The sequence below is a fragment of the Metabacillus sp. B2-18 genome (assembly GCF_021117275.1).
Lineage (GTDB): Bacteria > Bacillota > Bacilli > Bacillales > Bacillaceae > Metabacillus.
The window spans coordinates 4,248,961-4,269,610 of record NZ_CP088245.1 but is presented as its reverse complement, the minus strand read 5'-3'; the positions used below and the strand labels follow the sequence as shown (position 1 = coordinate 4,269,610).

The 20,650-nt window shown below is 36.0% G+C and carries 21 protein-coding genes; 19 read left to right on the top strand and 2 right to left on the bottom strand.

The genetic code is table 11. From position 1 onward, the window contains the following. The first annotated feature begins 51 nt into the window (after nt 1-51). The 10 genes from LPC09_RS21640 to LPC09_RS21595 all read left to right on the top strand — a co-directional run bounded on the left by LPC09_RS21640 (nt 52) and on the right by LPC09_RS21595 (nt 9,547). Nucleotides 52-987, top strand: coding sequence for an ABC transporter ATP-binding protein (locus LPC09_RS21640; RefSeq protein WP_098798360.1), 936 nt, complete (start codon nt 52-54; stop codon nt 985-987). A gap of 13 nt (nt 988-1,000) precedes the next feature. Then, nucleotides 1,001-2,209, top strand: coding sequence for an ABC transporter permease (locus LPC09_RS21635; RefSeq protein WP_098798361.1), 1,209 nt, complete (start codon nt 1,001-1,003; stop codon nt 2,207-2,209). 12 nt (nt 2,210-2,221) lie between these two features. Beyond that, nucleotides 2,222-3,379: an ABC transporter permease gene (locus LPC09_RS21630; protein ID WP_098798362.1), complete on the top strand. Its 1,158-nt coding sequence runs from the start codon at nt 2,222-2,224 to the stop codon at nt 3,377-3,379. A 511-nt stretch (nt 3,380-3,890) separates the two neighbouring features. After that, nucleotides 3,891-5,393: a malate:quinone oxidoreductase gene (locus tag LPC09_RS21625; RefSeq protein ID WP_098798363.1), complete on the top strand. Its 1,503-nt coding sequence runs from the start codon at nt 3,891-3,893 to the stop codon at nt 5,391-5,393. 134 nt (nt 5,394-5,527) lie between these two features. Then, a complete protein-coding gene (locus LPC09_RS21620; RefSeq protein WP_176551140.1) occupies nt 5,528-5,692 on the top strand; it encodes a hypothetical protein in 165 nt (54 codons plus the stop codon). A gap of 140 nt (nt 5,693-5,832) precedes the next feature. Next, nucleotides 5,833-6,480: a lysozyme inhibitor LprI family protein gene (locus tag LPC09_RS21615; RefSeq protein WP_231308261.1), complete on the top strand. Its 648-nt coding sequence runs from the start codon at nt 5,833-5,835 to the stop codon at nt 6,478-6,480. A gap of 151 nt (nt 6,481-6,631) precedes the next feature. After that, a complete protein-coding gene (locus LPC09_RS21610; RefSeq protein WP_098798365.1) occupies nt 6,632-6,916 on the top strand; it encodes a hypothetical protein in 285 nt (94 codons plus the stop codon). A 35-nt stretch (nt 6,917-6,951) separates the two neighbouring features. Continuing rightward, nucleotides 6,952-7,437 (top strand): nitroreductase family protein, encoded by a 486-nt coding sequence (locus tag LPC09_RS21605; RefSeq protein WP_098798366.1) that lies wholly within the window; start codon nt 6,952-6,954, stop codon nt 7,435-7,437. A gap of 50 nt (nt 7,438-7,487) precedes the next feature. Continuing rightward, nucleotides 7,488-8,120, top strand: a complete 633-nt coding sequence (locus LPC09_RS21600) for an O-methyltransferase (RefSeq protein WP_098798367.1) — start codon at nt 7,488-7,490, stop codon at nt 8,118-8,120. A 566-nt stretch (nt 8,121-8,686) separates the two neighbouring features. Next, entirely contained in the window at nt 8,687-9,547 is an 861-nt protein-coding gene (locus LPC09_RS21595) for an EamA family transporter (RefSeq protein ID WP_231308259.1), read from the top strand. Nucleotides 9,548-9,706: 159 nt separating this feature from the next. On the opposite strand, the gene LPC09_RS21590 is transcribed toward LPC09_RS21595, so the two are convergent. Next, nucleotides 9,707-10,147: a MarR family winged helix-turn-helix transcriptional regulator gene (locus tag LPC09_RS21590; RefSeq protein WP_098798369.1), complete on the bottom strand. Its 441-nt coding sequence runs from the start codon at nt 10,145-10,147 to the stop codon at nt 9,707-9,709. Nucleotides 10,148-10,329: 182 nt separating this feature from the next. On the opposite strand from LPC09_RS21590, the gene LPC09_RS21585 reads away from it, so the two are divergent. The 9 genes from LPC09_RS21585 to LPC09_RS21545 all read left to right on the top strand — a co-directional run bounded on the left by LPC09_RS21585 (nt 10,330) and on the right by LPC09_RS21545 (nt 19,686). Beyond that, a complete protein-coding gene (locus LPC09_RS21585) occupies nt 10,330-10,752 on the top strand; it encodes an organic hydroperoxide resistance protein (protein ID WP_098798370.1) in 423 nt (140 codons plus the stop codon). Nucleotides 10,753-10,997: 245 nt separating this feature from the next. Then, a complete protein-coding gene (locus LPC09_RS21580) occupies nt 10,998-12,149 on the top strand; it encodes a glucosaminidase domain-containing protein (RefSeq protein WP_098798371.1) in 1,152 nt (383 codons plus the stop codon). A gap of 132 nt (nt 12,150-12,281) precedes the next feature. After that, complete coding sequence (locus LPC09_RS21575; RefSeq protein ID WP_231308258.1) at nt 12,282-13,307, top strand: threonine aldolase family protein; 1,026 nt, start codon at nt 12,282-12,284, stop codon at nt 13,305-13,307. Between the two features lie 265 nt (nt 13,308-13,572). After that, nucleotides 13,573-14,184, top strand: a complete 612-nt coding sequence (locus LPC09_RS21570; RefSeq protein ID WP_176551141.1) for a cyanophycinase — start codon at nt 13,573-13,575, stop codon at nt 14,182-14,184. A 38-nt stretch (nt 14,185-14,222) separates the two neighbouring features. Next, the gene (locus LPC09_RS21565) at nt 14,223-14,618 is read left to right on the top strand and encodes a hypothetical protein (protein ID WP_141549708.1); all 396 of its coding nucleotides are present in this window, start codon (nt 14,223-14,225) and stop codon (nt 14,616-14,618) included. Between the two features lie 124 nt (nt 14,619-14,742). Continuing rightward, nucleotides 14,743-15,651, top strand: coding sequence for a nuclease-related domain-containing protein (locus LPC09_RS21560; protein WP_098798374.1), 909 nt, complete (start codon nt 14,743-14,745; stop codon nt 15,649-15,651). Nucleotides 15,652-16,078: 427 nt separating this feature from the next. Beyond that, a complete protein-coding gene (locus tag LPC09_RS21555) occupies nt 16,079-17,245 on the top strand; it encodes an IS256 family transposase (RefSeq protein WP_098798984.1) in 1,167 nt (388 codons plus the stop codon). An 863-nt stretch (nt 17,246-18,108) separates the two neighbouring features. Then, a complete protein-coding gene (locus tag LPC09_RS21550; RefSeq protein ID WP_098799705.1) occupies nt 18,109-18,822 on the top strand; it encodes a 2OG-Fe(II) oxygenase in 714 nt (237 codons plus the stop codon). A gap of 210 nt (nt 18,823-19,032) precedes the next feature. Beyond that, entirely contained in the window at nt 19,033-19,686 is a 654-nt protein-coding gene (locus LPC09_RS21545; RefSeq protein ID WP_442920046.1) for a 2OG-Fe(II) oxygenase, read from the top strand. Between the two features lie 47 nt (nt 19,687-19,733). On the opposite strand, the gene LPC09_RS21540 is transcribed toward LPC09_RS21545, so the two are convergent. Beyond that, nucleotides 19,734-20,567: a MurR/RpiR family transcriptional regulator gene (locus LPC09_RS21540; protein WP_098799704.1), complete on the bottom strand. Its 834-nt coding sequence runs from the start codon at nt 20,565-20,567 to the stop codon at nt 19,734-19,736. Nucleotides 20,568-20,650 lie beyond the last annotated feature (83 nt).

Genomic DNA, 20,650 nt, shown 5'->3' with positions numbered 1-20,650 from the left:
TAGATGTTGATAAACAAGATTAAAATGTCGATCCAGTGAGGATGTGGAGATATGTTAGAAGTTAGAGAGCTGAAGAAAAGCTATGGAAAAAAAGAGGTAGTAAAAAATGTTTCGTTTACGATTGAAAAAGGTGAGGCGTTTGGTCTGTTAGGTCCCAATGGAGCGGGAAAATCAACGACCATTTCAATGGTATGTGGACTAATTCCTTATGATAATGGTGATGTATTTGTTGGGAATGAATCGGTAAAAACATCACCGATAAGCATTAAGAAAAAAATAGGAGTGGTCTCACAGGAAATTGCTCTTTATCCAACGATGTCAGCAAAAGATAATCTTCTATTCTGGGGTAAAATGTATGGCCTTTCAGGTTCTCAAGCAAAAAAACGAGTAGAAGAAGTACTAGAGATTGTTGGATTAAAGGAACGTGGAAAAGATCGAATTGAGACTTTTTCGGGAGGAATGAAGCGAAGAATCAATATTGGGGCAGCTTTAATGCATGAACCAGAATTACTTATTATGGATGAACCAACTGTTGGCATTGATCCACAGTCAAGAAATCATATCCTTGAAACTGTGAAAGCTTTGAATGAAAAAGGTATGACGATTATCTACACAAGTCATTACATGGAGGAAGTAGAGTTCCTTTGTAATCGTGTTGGAATTATGGATCATGGAGAGGTAATGGCCATTGGCACAAAAGCAGAGCTATGTAATAGGTTAGCGGGAAGTAGCTTTGTTCAAATCAATGTTGAAAAGATGACAGACGAGGCAAGGGGAGCAATAAAACAAGTGCATGGTGTGACCCAAGTTGTATACAAAGAAGATTCAGGGCTTCTTGAGGTTTTCTCTCATAATCCTCAAGAAGCATTGGGATCTATTATCACAGCAGCTGTTAATCAAGGGTTAAAGATTGAAGCTGTTAAAATCGAAGAAGCAAATCTTGAAACATTATTCCTGCAGTTAACTGGAAGATCTTTACGAGACTAGGAGAAGTGATAAGATGTTCACAATTGCTTGGAAAGATATGAAAATCAGATTAAAAGACCGAAAATCTTTTATCACTCTATTATTAATGCCGATCGTCTTAACAATGATTTTAGGTTCAGCTCTTAGCGGTGTATTCGGTGAAGATGGAACACTACCTGAAACATCGGCTGGTATCGTTGTGTCTTCTACTGATGAGGTTACAGATCAATTTATTCAAGACGTTCTTCAAGGAAAAGAATTACGAGATAGTATAACAGTGAGTGAGTTTAAAACAGAAGAGGATTTAAGAGTGGCTTTGGAAAATCAGAAAGTAGATGTTGGCTTGATTCTGCCTGTTAACTGGGGAGAAGGGTTAATGAAGGGAGAAGAAAAGACGGTAAAAATTTTAAAAGATCCAGCAAAAGAAATTCAAGCTACTATTCTTAGCTCAATAACTGAATCTTTTGTTGATCGGATCACAACAGTATCAGCTGCTGCGGGTACAGTTGCTGATAAGCTTTTAACTGTCGTTCCAGTTTCAAATCAAAATTTGAATTCAGCCGATATGATAACGAATCTTGTAGATGATCTTACGAAAATTGCAGGATCAAAAGTGAGTGCAGTTATAAGTGAAAGGGACGGTAAGGAACCAATTTCGGGAATGCAATATTATGCAGCTGCAATGGGGGCTATGTTTATTTTATTCAATACAACCATTGGAGCAAAAACAATTATTCAAGAGAGAAAAACAGACACATTAGCTCGACTAATGTGCACTCCAATTAGACATTCATCTATTATGATCGGAAAATTCCTTGGAACTTTTTCTTTTTCCCTCCTGCAATTTATTGTGTTTGTCATAACCACTCATTATCTATTTGGAGTAGCATGGGGAAACAACATCCTGCAGCTTCTTGTAGTTGGAATAGCATATTCAGTAGCTGTAGCGGGGTTATCGATGATTATAGCAGGATTAATAACAGAAGAAAAAACCGCTGATACGATGGGAGGAATTGGGGTGCAGATTCTAGCGCTCCTAGGAGGCTCAATGATTCCACTTGCTTCTTTTCCTAACATTATGCAACAAATGGCTAATATTGCACCTAATAAATGGGCTCTTCATAGTTTCTTAGAAATAATGAACGGAACAAAATGGTCTTCACTTGTTATGCCCGTGACGATTTTAATGGCAATTGGGCTAACAACCTTGTTTATAGGGTCAATGAAACTAAAGTATAGGTAAGGAGAGAAAGTGATGAGGAGAATTGGAGCAATTGCAGCTTTTGAGATTAAAAGAATGTTTCAAAAGCCACAATCATTTTTGCTAATGTTTGGAATGCCCTTGCTATTTACCTTTATCTTTGGCGGGTTATTTTCTGAAGGAGAAGAAAGCAAGCCGATTATTTCAGTGGTAGATCAGGATAACACCACGTTATCAAAGACTTTAATAGATGAAGTGAAAAGTAAGGGTTTGGTAGATATTAGCATCGATGATAGTCAAACAGCAGATCAAAAATTTGATGACCAAAAAATCGCAGGATTTATTCAATTAAATTCAGGGTTTGAAAAAGAATTGGTAGATAATAAGATCCCGAAAGTTGTATTTGTTTCTCAAGCTTCATTTGAAGGAGCTGCTATGATTGAACAAATGATTAACGATAGCATTGTGAAAATTCAGATTGGAGCGAAAGCCTCAAATTTTTATCAGGAAATGACTGGGGAGGAGCCGAAAGTGGTTCAAGATCAAATATTTGTAGAGATTACTGGAGCTCCTGCCTTTATTGAAACTGTCACCGTAACTAAAAGCAATGATGTTGCAACAATGTCCAATTTAACTGCTCGATCCGCTGGTTTTACGATTATGTTTGTGATGATTAGCATGCTGATAAGTACAGGTGTGCTTTTAGAAGCAAGACAGACTGGTGTTTGGTATAGAATCATGTCTACCCCGACTTCTAAAAGAGAATTACTAGGTGGATATCTGCTTTCATTCTTTTTAATTGGATGGATTCAATTTGGGCTATTAATGCTCATAACAAAAGTAGTATTTCATGTTGAATGGGGGAATTTGTTAGCAAATATTGTGCTCGTCTCCTGTGTATTACTTTGTACAATTGGTCTAGGACTCTTTATTGCAGGATTTGTTAAGTCCTCTGAACAACAATCGGTGCTCGGCAACTTGATCGTCATTTCTACCTGTATGCTTGGAGGCGTTTATTGGCCTCTTGAAATCATGCCTGACTTTATGCAGCAAGCAGCTAGATTTGTTCCACAATACTGGGGACTTGAAGGGTTCACAGAAATTGCCGCAAGAGGTGGGACGATCTTAGATATCATCTATCCTATTGGTATTCTTCTCGTATTTACAGTTGTTTTCCTTACCATAGGAATGAAGAGGATTCGATTTGAGTAAATAAAGGCAATGATGAAAAGACATCTTTCCCTTCATATCTCAACAATGCGCATTTCTTTTTGAAATGTGCTTTTTCATTTGGGTAAAATACTAATAATTTAGAAAAAAATGAATATAAATACAAAATTAGAATCTCCATGATATGAAGCATATGTCTATTCACATAAAGGCTATGAGAAGCGTACAATAGTAAGGGGAGATTGGTTTCCTAATAAGGATAAGACTGTTCACGATCATTGAAAAATGTGAATGAAGATTTATATTTTTCTTTATTTTATTCCTTATGGACATATTTCTCACTTTCTACCTTCTTTCAAAAAGTTTATAATTATCATATAATAGTAGATAAATAGTTAATATATTCATCTATAAATAATATAATACATCAAGGTTATGCAAAAAATGGAGACAAAGAAGTGTGTGAGACTAAGTCGCGCCTTGGTTTGGTGTGACGTCTAAGCAGAAGGATTACTAGTTTTTCTGCGAATACTAGGGTATAAGGAAGGTAAATATGAGCGATAGAGAATTGAAAACAGACGTTATCTTAATTGGTGCCGGTATCATGAGTGCGACTTTAGGAACACTACTGAAACAGTTGGTGCCTGACTGGAATATAAAAGTTTTTGAAAAGCTTTCAAATGCAGGTGAAGAAAGCTCCAATGAATGGAATAATGCAGGAACGGGGCATGCTGCACTTTGTGAGCTTAACTACACATCCGAAAAACCTGACGGATCTGTAGATATTAGTAAAGCGATTAAAATAAATGAACAATTTCAAATTTCCATGCAGTTTTGGTCTTTTCTTGTACAAAACAAACTCATTCAAAATCCACACAATTTTATCATGCCACTGCCTCATATGAGTTTAGTACATGGAGAGGAAAATGTTACTTTTTTGAAAAAACGATTTGAAGCGCTCTCAAAAAATCCGCTTTTCCAAGGAATGGAATTTTCTGATAATCCAGAAAAATTAATGGAGTGGATTCCGTTAATTATGCAAGAACGTACATCTCATGAACCGATAGCAGCAACAAAAATTGACACGGGAACAGATGTTAACTTTGGTGCATTAACACGTATGCTGTTTGATCACTTGGAGACTAAAAATGTTAATTTACACTATAATCGTAGTGTAAGTGACATTAAACGTACTAGTGATGGCTTATGGGAATTAAAGGTGCAAAATCTTGGTAGCGGTGAAGTTGAACGACATAAAGCGAAATTTGTCTTTATTGGAGGCGGAGGAGGAAGCCTGCATTTACTACAAAAGTCAGGTATTCCTGAAGGTAAGCATATTGGTGGCTTCCCGGTAAGTGGACTATTCATGGTGTGTAATAATCCGGAAGTGGTAGCGAAGCACCATGCAAAAGTTTACGGTAAGGCTAAGGTTGGAGCTCCTCCGATGTCTGTTCCACATCTTGATACACGATTTATTGATAACAAAAAATCATTATTGTTCGGACCATTTGCTGGCTTTACACCAAAGTTTTTAAAAAATGGATCGATGTTTGATTTAATCACTTCTGTAAAACCGGATAATCTGTTAACAATGCTAGCGGCAGGTGCCAAAAACATGTCGTTAACAAAATACTTGATACAGCAAGTAATGTTATCAAAAGAAGCACGTATGGAAGAGTTACGTGAGTTTATACCAAATGCTAAAAGTGAGGATTGGGATTTAGTTGTAGCAGGTCAACGTGTGCAAGTCATTAAGGACACTGAAGCTGGTGGAAAAGGAACACTTCAGTTTGGTACAGAGGTTGTTAGTGCAGCTGATGGTTCTGTTGCAGCATTGCTCGGTGCTTCACCAGGTGCTTCAACTGCAGTTCACGTTATGCTTGAAGTCATCACAAAATGCTTCCCTCATTATTTGGATGAGTGGGAACCAAAAATTAAAGAAATGATTCCTTCTTATGGTGTGTCATTAATGGAAAATCCGCAACTTTTAAACGAAATCCATACTAACACATCACAAACATTGGGGTTAAGCGAAAAAAAGCCCGTATTTAGTTAATTCTTTGCAAGGGAAAACAGGGGATAAGTGTTTTTTCAAGGGTTAACTAATTAAATACCATTCTATATAAATGTGCAGAACCTTTAATCGTTTTAGATTGAAGGTTCTTTTTGTCAAAAAAAGGAGGGATCTAGTTGAGATGCGGATCAAAATGCTTTCTTGTTGAAATGGAGATGAATGGAGAAAAGCAAATTCAATCAGTAACAGCAAGAACACCTGTAGAGGCTAGAAAAACAATACGAGTAGAATATGGAGCAAAAGCTCATATCTTATCAGTAAAAGAAGAGAAAAAGAAATAAGAAGTTATGGATACTAGAAATCTTGGAGTGTAAAAGTATGAAGTGTAATAGATGGGAAATTATACCTTTTGCACCTTTTATTATCTTGAATGAAGGTGTACGCTATAGAAGGTATTTTAATTTAGAAAGGGAGTTATTTTTTGAAGTCAATATTTACAGTGTTAGCAATATTTGTCCTCTTGGTTGGGTGCAACAATCAAAAAAATTCTGATCAGAATGAAGCACCGACTAATGAAAATGAAGAAACTAAAGCTGATAGTAATGAGGAAACTCAATCCAATGAGTCGGATAACTCGGAAAAACAAGATAATGATATAACAGAAGAAAATAATACTGAAGAAACAGATACTACTATAGATAAGGATTCGCAGCAAGCAGCCGAGGATGAAACAGAAGACGAAAATATAAGTGAAGAATCAGTTGTGAGTGAAGGAAATAAACAGAAATACTTAGATAAACTCACTAGCATAGAAAAGGCAGCAACAGAAATTAGGAATAACAATGATGGTACAACATTTGGAATGAGGAAATCACTAGAAGAAATCTTGGAAAAGTGGGATCAAGCTTTAAATGAAATCTATCAGGTTCTAGAAAAACAGTTACCAGCAGACGAGATGGAAAAACTCCGACAAGAACAAAGAAAATGGATCACACTTAGAGATGAAACAGCGAAAGAAGATGCAAGTCAATTTGAAGGAGGAACGATGGAGCCACTAGAATATACAGCTTCCCTAGCAAATACTACTAAAGAAAGATGTTATGAATTGGTAGAGAACTATATGAAATAGACTTCTGCTAAACAATAATGTTAAATCAATCTGAATTTTTATTAGGTTGATTTTTTTTGTGAAAGAAGAGTTTAATAAATAGTTTGACAATTTGTATACTTTTGTATACATTTAACACATACACATAAGTATACAAAGGAGTGATTGATTGTTGAAGGAGTTTGATGGTCATAAAAAAGGTGAAAACCATAGAGGTGGTGGCCATAAAGGAAGGAGACATCACTCTGGCGCTCAAACCTTTCGTAGAGGTCGGGCCCTTGAGTTTTTAGACAGATTACATGTAAAGCGTACTACATTAAAACAACAACTAGATGCACCCGAATTTCAGGAAATAAGGCAGGTTGTTCTTGGAGAATTAAAAGCAATTGAGTTAACAATTGATGAATATACTAGACATTTTGAACTTAATGAAGATGCAAAATTAACAAGAAAATAAAATTTAACAAGTAGATACAAGGAGGAACATATCTTATGAAAACATTAGAAACGATTTATTCTCGACGCACGATTAAAAACTTTAAAGCTGACCCGATTGAAATGGAACAGCTTAGTAAATGGCTGCAAGCTGGTACTATGGCTCCTAATCACAAAATGACGGAACCGTGGGAAGTGTATGTAGTTGGTCCTGAAACAAGAGAAAAATTAAATCATAAAACAGATTTTTTTCATGCCCCAGTTGTGCTTGCTATTTTATCAAAACACGGGAAAACAGAAGTGGAAACAGCAGAAAATGCCCTTGCTACAGCCTGCTTCGTTCAAAACTTTAATTTAGCTGCATGGGAAGAAGGAGTAGGAACATTTTGGTGTTCAATGGGAAATGCTCAAAAAAACCGTGATATTCTCGGTATTTCGGATGATTATGATGTAATCGGAGTGTTTGGTGTAGGATATCCTGAGGAGATTAACGAACCAAAAGAACGAAAATCAATTGAAGAAAAAATAAAACAACTACCATAATTTGATTTATTGATAGAGTGTTCAACTAATTTGAACTCTGGAGGAAACATATGAAGGTAGAAGAGTATATCCATTCACTATTCACGAAGGATGATAGGATTTTAGATGATGTTTTAGAAAGTATCCAGGCAAAAGGTATGAGGAATATATCTGTTCCACCGGAAATTGGAAAGCTTCTTACATTGTTAGTGAAAATTTCTGGAGCAAAAGAAATTTTGGAGATTGGAGCTTTAGGTGGATATAGTGGAATCTGTCTTGTTCGTGGTCTTAGAGAGGATGGGCAATTAACTTCATTAGAATTAATGCAAGAATATGCGGAATTAGCGCATGAAAATCTGAAAAAAGCTGGCTTTGGTGATCGTGTTACATACTATACAGGTGAAGCTTTAAAAAGTTTAGAGCAGCTAGAAGCGGAACAAAGGAAGTTTGACTTCATTTTTATCGATGCTGATAAGCCTAATTATCCGAACTATTTAGATTGGGCATTGCGATTAGCTAACCCGGGTGCTCTGATAGTTGCTGATAATGTTCTGCAAAGAGGAAGGGTTTGTGAGGAATCAATTGACGACCCGCGTATAGAATGTATACGAGCATTTAACGAGAGAGTTGCAAATGACCCTATGTTGGAATCAATCATTCTCCCAATTGGTGATGGACTATCAATTGCTCGGGTAAGACAATAATATAAGAGTTTGAAAAGGATACCTTTCGGTTATGACCGGTGGTATCCTTTTTTTATTTTTGTTGGTTTAGCAGACTTTCTGGATTTCAATTGAGTAACCGATTGTTTAAATAAACGGAGTTTTTCTGGTTAGATGAAGAATGGAACTCGGTTTAGGGGATATAAGCGGAATTTCTCCGGTTAAGCAAAGTAAAAAGGTCCATTTTCTTCTTTTTTGATTAAATAGGCGAATCTTTCCGTCTATTTAACCTGTTTTTCGTGTTATGTCCTCATTAGGAGGAATTTTTCCGCTTATCTAGTAGTTTATTTGCTGGTGATTCTTGAAGAGATGGAATTCGTTAAATTGGGTGCATTTTTCTTTGCTGATTACTTGCTACATTTCCTTTATTTACTAGTGCGAATTATCATATGAAAACCAATACTCATTCGTATTCTATATTTCAAAACTGAATCTGTTAATATACACTGATTTTTTAATTTGAATATACATGATGAAGGTATTGATCTATAGTAAAGAACAGTTTTCTTCACATAATAAGAGAAATGAATAGAAAAGAAGGTCAAAACATGAGTGTCATTTTAGCGTTACTTGCAGCCTTTTTTGCAGCCCTTACAGGAATATTAGCGAAAATTGGAATGGAAAATGTGAATTCGAATTTAGCAACTGCTATTCGTACGATTATTGTATTAATCATGGCTTTTCTTATTGTCTTGATAACAGACCAGCTGGACTCTATCACAGAAATCTCTACGAAAGCACTAATTTTTATTTTATTATCAGGCTTTGCTACTGGTGTGTCATGGCTGTTTTTCTTTAGAGCACTATCAATGGGTGATGCTTCAAAGGTGATACCAATTGATAAATCGAGTGTAGTATTAACTATCATTTTATCTATCCTCATTTTAGGGGAAAAAGCTATCCCAAATATCATGGTGGGAGGAGCATTAATTGCGATTGGGACATTTGTGTTGATTGGTAAGAATGAAGAAAAGAAAGGTTTTGCAAGATCACATACTTATATTCTGTATGCGATTTTAGGAGCGGTCTTTGCTGCATTTACTGCCATTTTAGCAAAAATCGGAATTGAAGATGTTGATTCAAATGTTGCTACCTTTTTAAGGACAATCGTTATTATGGTGTTCTGGTGGGCAATTGTGTTCTTTCAAGGAACTCAGAAAAACATGAAAACAATCTCTACTAAAGGCTATCTATTTTTGGTTCTGTCTGGTATGGCAACAGGATTTTCATGGCTTTGTTATTTTGGTGCCCTAGCAATTGGAAAGGTTTCAGTAGTTGCTCCGATAGATAAATTAAGTGTTGTGATCACGATGATTTTAAGTTTCGTGATTTTAAAGGAGAAAATAACAAAACAGAAGGTAATAGGTGGAATTGTGATCACAATTGGCGCAGTTTTTTTGATTTTCTAGATTTCAAAATGGAGTAAAATTATGCTTCAAGAATGAAGACATGGACAAGTTCAAGAAAAGAGAGGGGGAAATGCTCCCCTCAAATTTGGTAATCACTATAAGATTCATGTGTTTTTCTAGGAACGAAAATGACGGTCTTTGTCATTGTGTTGTTATTTTTTAAAGAGCTGAATGTACCTGAAGTGATAAATGCTTAATTGCCTTATTCAAAGCTAGAATCTCGTCTACCGACATACCAGATGAATTTAATAATGATTGTGGGACACAAGCAGCTTTTTCTTTAATAGAAGCTCCTTTTTCTGTAATGGTAACAAGAACAACACGCTCATCTGCTTTGTCGCGTCTTCTTTCAATAAGTTCAGCTGTTTCCATTCGCTTTAGCATGGGTGTAAGTGTTCCAGAGTCAAGTTCTAGCAGCTCGCCAAGCTCTTTTACCGAACTTTGCTGTTTTTCCCACAATACTAGGAGAACTAAATATTGAGGATAAGTTAAATTCATTTCATCCAAAAATGGACGATAAAGACGAAGAATTGCCCGAGAGCAAGCATATAGAGAGAAGCATAGTTGATTATCTAATTTTAGTTCTTCATTATTTCCCAATGATGTACACCTCAAATATATTTAATCTTTCATCATTCAATTGTATCAAATCTAAAAATTAACTCAACAATTAGATTGTGTAAAATTAAATTGTTGACAATATAAAAAGAGGGTTGTATGATGATGACATAAAGGGTTTGTAAAATTTAATTTTAAAAAACTATTTATTGGAGGAATTAAAAATGTCAAACACATTATTTACATCAACAGTTTCAGCAGTAGGAGGACGTGAAGGTAGAGTTGAATCACCAGATGGTGTCATTAAGTTAGAGGTGGCAATGCCTGGAACGCCTAGAGCAAAAAAAATACCTGAAGCAACAAATCCTGAACAGCTATTTGCGGCTGGCTATGCAGCTTGCTTTGATGGAGCTCTGCAATTTATTGCGAAAAAAGAGCGTCAAACATTTGAGTCAGAAGTAACTGCAAACGTTAGCTTATTAAAAGATGAAGCAGATCAAGGGTTTAAATTAGGAGTTACTTTACAAGTAAAAGGAACAGGAATTGATAGAGAAACGTTAGAGGATTTAGTGGAAAAAGCACATGCATTTTGTCCTTACTCAAAAGCAACTAGAGGAAATATTGATGTGACGTTGGAGATTGTATAGTATTCTTAAAAAAGATCATTTATTGTTGAAGCAACTAAGTCTTTAATAGACCAGTTGCTTTTTTTTTGGTCAACTAAAGCGACATTTAACTATTATTTCCTTTTTGTTCTGTGATAATAGTTATTCATATTATTATCTTTTTCGACAATCTTTCTAATATTTTACAAGAAAAGAATAACTATTTATCTATTATTTGCTATAATATGACTTGATATTGATCAAATGGAAAAAGGAGTTATATTGTTATGTTAAAAGACACACGTCTTTATTCCCTAGTTTTCGCTTTCATTTTGGTGTTAAGTGCGTTGGTTCCAAGTTTTTCTGCAAAAGCGGCAAATTCTACAACAATTATGGGTCCTTCTCAGTTAACGTCAAAGCAAATGGGAGATTATGTTTTATTAAACGAATCGTCCCCAAAGCTTACAAGTGTATCAATCTATCAACTCGCAGAATTATATCTTGAAATTGGTAGAAAAGAAGGAGTACGTGGAGATATTGCCTTTGCTCAAGCCATTCATGAAACAGGCTTTTTCCGCTTCGGTGGTGATGTGATTCCAGAGCAAAATAACTATGCAGGAATCGGAACGACTGGTGGAGGTGTAAAAGGTGCGTTTTTTGCTACACCTGAGGAAGGAGTTCGCGCTCACATTCAGCACTTAAAAGCTTATGCAAGTAAAGATCCGCTGAATACAGAGCTTATTGATCCTCGCTTTAACCTTGTAACACGAGGAATTGCGCCTTTATGGACAGATTTAAATGGAAGATGGGCAGTGCCTGGAAAAGGCTATGGAGAAAAAATACTTCAAATCCATCTTAATATGTCAAAAATGACTCTCACCATTCCACATGTTAGTTTACCGACTAATCATAAACAGCCTGTAGCCAGAATAACAATTAAAGCTGATGTTTCTATGCTAGCTCCAAATGGATCAGTTTTCAAAACTCTTAAAAAAGGTGAAAAAGTAAGAGTTTATGGAGTTATTGGAAACAGCTATGATGTTGGCGGAGGATATCGTGTAGATGCTAATAGCAGCAAGATGAGCATATACATAGGTAGAATTTTAATTAAAAATTCAACTACTGTTATGTACAAGCCTGATGGAACTGTTCACCGTGTTTTTAAAAAAGGTGAATCATTGATGGTTTATGATTATGATTCAAGTGTCTATCAAGTTGGTGGCGGCTATTATGTAAAAATGTCAGATAAGCCAGTCTATCATTTAGGAAGACTAGAGCTTTCAAAAGAAGCTGCTATGTTCAGCCCTGATGGAACTCCTTATAGCAATCTTAAAGCAGGTGGAAATTATCCTGTTTACGGAATTAACGGAGACCGACTTGATCTTGGTGGCGGTTATACTGTTCAATTTAATAAAAAACAACAGAATTATTATAACTAGAGTTGGGAATCAGGCAGCACATATTGTGTTGTCTGATTTATTTTATCTCAAGAGACCTTGATACAATGATCCAAGCGAGAAATGCTATACTATCTCTATGACAGACTAACGATTAGTAAATGGAGGATAACTATGTACAGCTTTAAGAATGATTATAGTGAAGGTGCACATCCAAGGATACTAAACGCATTAATAGAATCAAATCTTGTCCAAGAAGACGGATACGGTGAAGACAGGTTTACACAAGAAGCTAAGGAGCTAATTAAACAAAAACTTTTAAATAAAAATGTAGATGTTCATCTATTATCAGGGGGAACACAAACAAATTTAACAGCTATATCTGCTTTTCTTAGACCACATGAAGCTGCTATTTCAGTTAATACCGGCCATATTTTCACACATGAAACAGGTGCAATTGAGGCCACTGGACATAAAATCATCTCTGTTGAGGGTGATAATGGCAAATTAACAGTAGAGCATGTTAAAAATGTTTTAGAATCCCATCCCGATGAACATATGGTAAAACCAAAGTTAGTTTATATTTCAAACTCAACAGAAATAGGAACGGTCTATCAAAAAGATGAACTCATACAGTTACGTGAGTTTTGTGATGAACATAACCTCATTTTATTTATGGATGGAGCGAGACTAGGCTCTGCACTTTGTTCAACAGAAAGTGATCTTAAGCTAAGTGATTTACCTTCACTTTTAGATGCTTTTTACATTGGGGGAACAAAGAATGGAGCACTACTTGGTGAAGCGTTAGTCATCTGTAACGATGCTCTTAAGGAAGATTTTCGTTTTCATATGAAGCAAAAAGGAGCACTTCTTGCAAAAGGGAGACTATTGGGTATTCAGTTCCGTGAATTATTCAAGGATGACCTCTATTTCGATCTAGCAATCCATGCTAATTCGATGGCTGAAAAGTTTCGTGAAGAAATAAGCAAAGCAGGTTTTTCATTCTTAACTCATTCACCTTCAAATCAAGTATTTCCAATCTTCCCGAACTCCTTTATTGAAAAACTTCAGCAAAAATATGCATTCCATCTTTGGGAAAAGATTGATAACGATTCTTCTGCTATACGACTTGTTACATCTTGGGCAACGAAAGAGGATGAGGTGCTAGCGTTTATTGAAGATGTGAAGAAGGGGTCATAAAGTAAATAGGTGTGAGAGGGGAAGCAGAGATGCTTTCCTTTTTTAATTGAGTGTATTGTTTTCACCTATAAACAACCGAAATAACCCAATAAGCTTGAAGACAACGTGTATTTTCTGGCTTTTTCCTTCTTTTACTAGTGGCATAAAATTTGCAAGTTACTTTTTGACAAACGTGATTTCGCAACTGTGGACTAAAAAAGAGAGGGAGAGATTGTATGAGAAAAGGTTTTAGCATCTTACTTACTTTGCTTTTATGTCTATCGCTATGGATTTCAGCAGTAGGTGCAGTAATAAGAAGGATTTAATTCAATACGGAGTAGAAAGTGAGGTAATTGAAATTCTATCAATCTCAAATCATGATTTTAAAGGAACGGTAGAGAATGAATCTAGCTGGCTGGATAATCGAAATAATGAAGAGTTAGCAAAGAAAATAAAAGATTTTACAGCGATTTGGTTTGTCGGTGGTGACCAGACCAATATTACAGCATCACTATTAAATGACGATATGACCCATTCGAAGGTACTAAATGCTATTTGGGATATTTACAGAAATGGTGCGGTCCTAGGAGGAACAAGTGCAGGAGCAGCGATTATGAGTGATGTTATGATTGCAGGAGGAGGAAGCTATGATACGTTATCTAAAGGCTTCACCGAAACATATGATGGCATGACTCAGCAAGAAGGTGGACCAGGATACCTTGAGCAAGGACTAGGTTTCTTCCAAGAAGGAATTATTGATCAACATTTTGATAAAAAAGCTAGATTGGGCAGGCTCATAGCTGTTACTGCTGAATTAGGAGAACAAAATGAAATATCATATGGTATAGATGAAGACACAGCCATGGTGTATATAACAACCAAAATACCATTGAGGTGATTGGCCGTGGTGGTGTAAGTTTAGTAGATCTTTCCTCTATGAAGAAAACTGGACGCAAAATGGAGAATATTGAGCTATCATGGCTAACTGAAGGTGATCAATACTCGCTTGATACCCACCAGTTCAAGATAAAGGAATCGAAAGTAGAAACGAAAGGATATGAATATTACAACAGTCCTGTTGCACCACACTCAGGTGTTCTTACCCCACACGGCTCTTTAGGTCATTTCCTTTCTTATCAATTGGTAGATAACGGAGCGGTTCAAGAAGTAAAAAGCTACAGTTTTCATGAAGGGAAGGGCTTTGAGCTAACCTTTAAAAAAGGGAAAGAAACTAACGGATATTGGGGATATAAAGAAGCTGGTAAAGATCATTATTCTTATGAGAAAGTGATAGTAGATGTTGTGCCAGGTAGTTTTTTAATAAAAGATTAAATGAGCGAGGCTGTCTTGAATTGGAGATGGCCTCTTTTGGTGAGTCATAATTTAAATTTATAGATTTGAATGTAAACTAATCTATACTATAAAATGAAAGAAAACTAAAGAAAGGTAGTGAACTATGATCATTAAAGACAGGCAAGAACCGATTGAGCTGAAACTTTTTAAAATCTTATACACACGTATGGAATTAACAGAAAAGGAAAAGTTTCGATACTTAAATCTTCAAAAGGGCTTTGAGGGAGAAGTGGCATTTGACAGAGCGGCAGAAAGTATTTTAGAAGAAAGGTATATGATCAACGATTTGCTTTTAGAAGTGAACAATTCTTATTTTCAAATTGATTCACTGATTATTTCGCAAGATGTCATTCACTTACTAGATATAAAAAATTATGAAGGTGATTGTTATCTTGAAGGAGATAAACTCTACTCCGTCACAACGAATCGAGAATACAAGAATCCTATTATCCAGCTTAAGAGAAGTGCCACTCTACTTCGGCAGTTATTACAAACCCTCAAACTCAACTTCCTTGTGGAACCCTCTGTTATCTTTATAAATCCAGAATTCACTTTATACCAAGCTCCAATGGATCAACCAATAATTCTCCCAACACAAGTACAACATTTTATAAGAAGTTTTAATAAAACCCCGTCAAGATTAAATGATCATCAGAAGAAGCTCGCACAAACATTGCTCTCCTTACACAAAACCAAGAATCCACATACTAACCTTCCTGAATATTATTATGACCAATTACAAAAGGGCATTTATTGCAATTCTTGTTATTCCTATTTAGTTTATAGGAATAACAAGAGCTATCTATGCAAAAGGTGTGGAGAAAAAGAAGCAGTGGGAGTAGCTATTTTACGGAATATAAAAGAATTTGAAATTTTATTTCCAGAGGGAAGAATCACTACTGAGAGTATCTATGAATGGTGTAATACAGACATTAGTAGAAAAACTTTAATGCGGATCTTGAGGGAACACTATACTGCACATGGGAATGCGAGACGCACTTATTATAAGTAAGGGTGAGATTGATTAGTCCCAATCTTTAATTGGTAATGGTGAGAATCGGGACAGAAAAAGAGTGAGTAGATAAATCGAATCTCGATAGTTCGCGAATCGAGACAGGAAATAGGCCGGGCAGTGAAAATGTGTCTGGATAGTGGCAGAATCGGGACACAAAAGAGAGCGGGCAGTGAAAATGTGTCTGGATAGTGGCAGAATCGGGACAGAAAAAAGAGACAGCAGTGAAAATGTGTCTGGATAGTGGGAGAATCGGGACAGAAAAAAGAGAGAGCAGTCAAGTTGTGTCTCGATAGTGGCAGAATCGGGACAGAAAAAAGAGAGAGCAGATTAAGTCCGTATAATTGTGTAAAAAGAAAAAGGGTTCATTTTATTCACTCTTGGCTACAATGTTTTCAGCTACGATAAACATGAAAAGAGGAATAAGATGACCCAGTTACAGTTTAACCTAGATTTGGAAGTTTTAAAAGATTCTGTATTAAATTCTGATATTGATGCAGTAGTTAAATCAGCAATTGTTTTGGTCTTAAATGAGTTTATGGAAAAAGAGAGAGATGATTATCTACATGCTGCTTCTTATGAACGCTCTGCAGCCCGTCGTGACTATCGCAACGGCTACTATGAACGTGAATTAATTATGAGTATCGGCAAGATACAACTCAAGGTGCCGAGAACTCGTGATGGTGAGTTTTCGACTACAGTTTTTGAAAAATATGCTAGATGTGATCAAGCTTTAGTGATCTCCATGTTGGAAATGGTTATTAATGGGGTCTCAACACGCAAGGTAACACAAATAGTTGAACAGCTATGTGGTAAATCTGTCTCAAAATCGTTTGTTTCTTCATTGACCTTGAAATTAGATCCAATCGTAAATGATTGGGCAAAGCGTCCTTTAAACGTCAAATATTATCCCTATCTTTTTGTAGATGCCATGTATATCAAAGTGAGAGAACACCATAAGGTGGTCTCAAAGGCTGTTTATATTGCCACAGCTATTACAGATAAGGGCCAGCGTGAAATACTTGGTCTAAGTATTGATCATGCAGAGAATTACGAGAGTTGGAGTCGCTTCCTTCAACAGCTAAAATCACGAGGACTTCAGTCTCCGAAACTAGTGATATCAGATGCTCACCAAGGCTTACAAAAAGCCATACAACGTGAATTTTTAGGTACTAGCTGGCAAAGGTGTAATGTTCATTTTAAAAGGAACATTATTGAAAAGTTGCCCAAAAAGGATTCAGCTGATATTCGTATGATGATCAAGCGTGTGTTTGAGGCAATCACTGTTGAAGATATCAGAACCTTTAAGAATGAACTGATGACTCAATTTGGAAATAATCCAAAGTACGAAAAGGCTCTTACTATTTTCGATGAAGGGTTCGAAGATACCATTCAATATATGAATCATCCAGTGAATATGCGCCCTCATATACGAAGTACGAACTCTCTTGAACGATTAAATCAAGAAGTACGAAGAAGAGAAAGAGTTATTCGTATCTTCCCAAACACACAATCTGCTTTTCGTTTAGTAGGAGCTGTTTTAATGGAATACCAAGAATCTGTTTACTCTACAAAATCTATAAGAAGATGCTAATTTTTTCGTAGCTTCCATTATGGAATGATCACATATCCAGGAAAGACTGTCAAAGTGAGGAACCTTTGACAGCCTTCCCTGGATATGTAAGTGAAAGCCCATGGAATTTACGCAAAAAAAAATGTAGGGGATAATACACATATCCAAATGTAGTAGTTGAAAACATTGTATTAAATTTACACAATATTCTGGACTTGACTAGAGAGCAGTCAAGTTGTGTCTCGATAGTGGGAGAATCGGGACAGAAAAAAGAGAGAGCAGTCAAGTTGTGTCTCGATAGTGGCAGAATCGGGACAGAAAAAAGAGAGAGCAGTGAAAATGTGTCTGGATAGTGGGAGAATCGGGACAGAAAAAAGAGAGAGCAGTCAAGTTGTGTCTCGATAGTGGGAGAATCGGGACAGAAAAAAGAGAGAGCAGTCAAGTTGTGTCTCGATAGTGGCAGAATCGGGACAGAAAAAAGAGAGAGCAGTCAAAGTGAGTCTCAATAGTGGGAGAATCGGGACAGAAAAAAGAGAGAGCAGTCAAGTTGTGTCTCGATAGTGGCAGAATCGGGACAGAAAAAAGAGAGAGCAGTCAAGTTGTGTCTCGATAGTGGCAGAATCGGGACAGAAAAAAGAGTGAGCAACAAAGTTGTGTCTCGATAGTAGCAGAATCGGGACAAAAAACGAGTGAGCAAGTCAAAGTGTTTCTCGATAGTAGCAGAATTGGGACAGAAAAAAGAGAGAGCAGTCAAAGTGAGTCTCAATACTGGCCGAATTGAGTCAGAAAAATGAGATATTTGCCTTCCTACCAATAATTAAACATAAAAGAATCAAATTTAGTTAAAAATACCATTATATGTAAAGAGTGCAAGGAGGTCTAATATGCTTCATGACATAAAATCACGAGTTGAACAATTAAATTGGCAGTCAATTCAACAAGTATTAGATAACCAAGGCTTTGCTAAAGTTCCACAACTATTAACAAAAGAAGAATGTGAGCAGCTCATTCAAATTTATCATGAGGAAGAATTATATAGGACAACTATTAATATGCAAAGATATCGCTTTGGGAGTGGTGAGTATAAATATTTTACCTATCCATTGCCTGATATGATCCAAAGTTTAAGAGAATCTTTTTATCCTGAGCTAGCAAAGACAGCGAATCGATGGTTAGGATACTTAAAGAAACCAGAACAATATCCAGCAGAACTGCAGGAGTTTATTAAAAGATGTGAGGAACATGAGCAAATGAGGCCAACTCCTTTAATCTTAAAATATGAAGAAGGGGGATTTAACTGCTTACATCAGGATTTATATGGAGATGTTTTCTTTCCGTTTCAAGTGGTCTTCATCTTAAATCAACGAGATGAACATTATACAGGAGGTGAATCTTTATTAGTTGAACAAATTCCACGTGCTCAGAGCAGAGGCCATGTTATTACACTTGATCAAGGTAGTGCATTAATTTTTCCAACAAATGAAAGACCTGCTCTTGGTAAGAAAGGATATTATAAAAACAAAGTTCGGCACGGAGTAAGTACAATAACATCTGGAGAGCGTTTTGGACTAGGAATTATCTTTCATGATTCAAAATAAAACGCCTAAAACTAGTAAAGAAAAACATTTTGAAAATGTATAATAAAGTAGTAGAAAAGCTGAAATGCTAGGTGTAAAATTAATTCAATCTTAACATTCTCCTTGAATGAAAAGGTTTAAGTTCATCTGGTGATTTCAATATAATGCGTGTTCTAACAACATAATCTAATTTTTAAAAATTAAATAATAAGAGGTTGATGAAAGTTGACAATGGATGCTAATGAATTAACGATTAAAGAACAATCTATTTTTAATCACATTGGTAATAAAATTATGACCGATGATCGGGAAATTAAGATCATTGCACGATTAGAGGAACCCCTAATCGCCGTTTTAGGAAATGTTTTAAGCGATGAAGAATGTGATGAACTAATTAGGTTATCCAAAGATAGAATGCGTCGTTCAAAGATTGGAAATTCACGTGAATTAGATGAACTAAGAACAAGTAGCAGTATGTTCTTTCAGGATGGAGAATATGAGCTTGTTACAAGAATTGAAAAAAGAATCGCTCAAATTATGAACATTCCTTATGAGCATGGTGAAGGCCTGCAAGTTTTGAACTACCAAATCGGCCAAGAGTATAAGGAACATTATGATTATTTTGCTTCAGCAAGTAGACCTGTCAGTAATCCTAGAATTAGCACACTTGTTATGTACTTAAATGATGTAGAAGAAGGCGGGGAAACATACTTTCCTAAGCTGAATTTTTCAGTTTCTCCTCAAAAAGGAATGGCCGTTTATTTTGAATATTTTTATGATAATCAAACATTGAATGAGTTAACTCTTCATGGTGGAGCACCTGTTATTGTTGGAGATAAGTGGGCGGCAACACAATGGATGAGGAGGAAACGAGTGAAAGAATAGATTTAAATAAAGAAAAAAGCGCATTTGTATAAGTGCGCTTTTTTGCTTTATCTTGGCAACTCAGCTGAATATCGTTTTCTTAGTTGACTAAGCTGTTCAAGTCGGGACAAGTTAACTTCTTTATCTTTCATTCCGAGAGATATAATTAGATTTTCAACAATGAACATCGGGGCGATCATTGAGTGAAACTCTCTTGAATCTCCTCTACTAGCAAAAAGGACAATATCCCCCTTAGTGGAAAATTCAGATATGAGCTGATCTGTAATAATAATTGTTTTGTAGCCAACTTGATTGCTGTAATCTAGAATAACATTTGCTTCGGGTAGCAGCCGAATAAAGCCAAATAACACGACAACATCTTCGTTTGTTATATGCATCAGATCTTCAAATATTTCACTTCCATATTTCCTCATCGTATGTAGATTCATTCCAAAACGAGATAATCGGTAGTCCATTAATTCTGCGAGTCCTAGAGAAGGACCTGGTGCGTGTAAATAGATTGTTGAAGCTCTTCTGAGTGTATTAACAGCTTGCTGAAAAGACTGATCAGTAAATTGCTCCATTGTTTTGAATAAATGAGTAACGGCCCGATCTAAAGTATGATGTTGTAGCTCTTGGCCTTCAACTCTAGTCATCACATTTTTCATCTTTCCTGCAGGTGATACTTCAAGTTGAAGGCTCATTTGTGTTTTAAAATCTTTGAAATTTTTATACCCTACTAATCTCCAAAAACGAGAGACAGATGCAATACTAACTTTTACGGCATTAGCAATTTCTTGTTCAGTTGATAAAAGGACAAGCTGGGTATTTTTTTGAATATAATCAGCAATTTTGTATTGACTTGGAGACATCATTTTTGTATCCCAGTTAAAAGTGATCAAGATATTATTATTCCTTTCATGGAAAATTGGCTGGAGATATCTTAACACAATCTTTCATGATAACGTACTAAATGAAAGAAATT

Coding starts and splice junctions, on each gene's coding strand:
- LPC09_RS21585 (WP_098798370.1), top strand. CDS start 10,330: ATGTCAAACACATTATTTACATCAACAGTTTCAGCAGTAGGAGGACGT.
- LPC09_RS21550 (WP_098799705.1), top strand. CDS start 18,109: ATGCTTCATGACATAAAATCACGAGTTGAACAATTAAATTGGCAGTCA.
- LPC09_RS21560 (WP_098798374.1), top strand. CDS start 14,743: ATGATCATTAAAGACAGGCAAGAACCGATTGAGCTGAAACTTTTTAAA.
- LPC09_RS21575 (WP_231308258.1), top strand. CDS start 12,282: ATGTACAGCTTTAAGAATGATTATAGTGAAGGTGCACATCCAAGGATA.
- LPC09_RS21625 (WP_098798363.1), top strand. CDS start 3,891: ATGAGCGATAGAGAATTGAAAACAGACGTTATCTTAATTGGTGCCGGT.
- LPC09_RS21545 (WP_442920046.1), top strand. CDS start 19,033: ATGGATGCTAATGAATTAACGATTAAAGAACAATCTATTTTTAATCAC.
- LPC09_RS21565 (WP_141549708.1), top strand. CDS start 14,223: ATGAAGAAAACTGGACGCAAAATGGAGAATATTGAGCTATCATGGCTA.
- LPC09_RS21640 (WP_098798360.1), top strand. CDS start 52: ATGTTAGAAGTTAGAGAGCTGAAGAAAAGCTATGGAAAAAAAGAGGTA.
- LPC09_RS21570 (WP_176551141.1), top strand. CDS start 13,573: ATGGATTTCAGCAGTAGGTGCAGTAATAAGAAGGATTTAATTCAATAC.
- LPC09_RS21555 (WP_098798984.1), top strand. CDS start 16,079: ATGACCCAGTTACAGTTTAACCTAGATTTGGAAGTTTTAAAAGATTCT.
- LPC09_RS21635 (WP_098798361.1), top strand. CDS start 1,001: ATGTTCACAATTGCTTGGAAAGATATGAAAATCAGATTAAAAGACCGA.
- LPC09_RS21595 (WP_231308259.1), top strand. CDS start 8,687: ATGAGTGTCATTTTAGCGTTACTTGCAGCCTTTTTTGCAGCCCTTACA.
- LPC09_RS21605 (WP_098798366.1), top strand. CDS start 6,952: ATGAAAACATTAGAAACGATTTATTCTCGACGCACGATTAAAAACTTT.
- LPC09_RS21600 (WP_098798367.1), top strand. CDS start 7,488: ATGAAGGTAGAAGAGTATATCCATTCACTATTCACGAAGGATGATAGG.
- LPC09_RS21630 (WP_098798362.1), top strand. CDS start 2,222: ATGAGGAGAATTGGAGCAATTGCAGCTTTTGAGATTAAAAGAATGTTT.
- LPC09_RS21580 (WP_098798371.1), top strand. CDS start 10,998: ATGTTAAAAGACACACGTCTTTATTCCCTAGTTTTCGCTTTCATTTTG.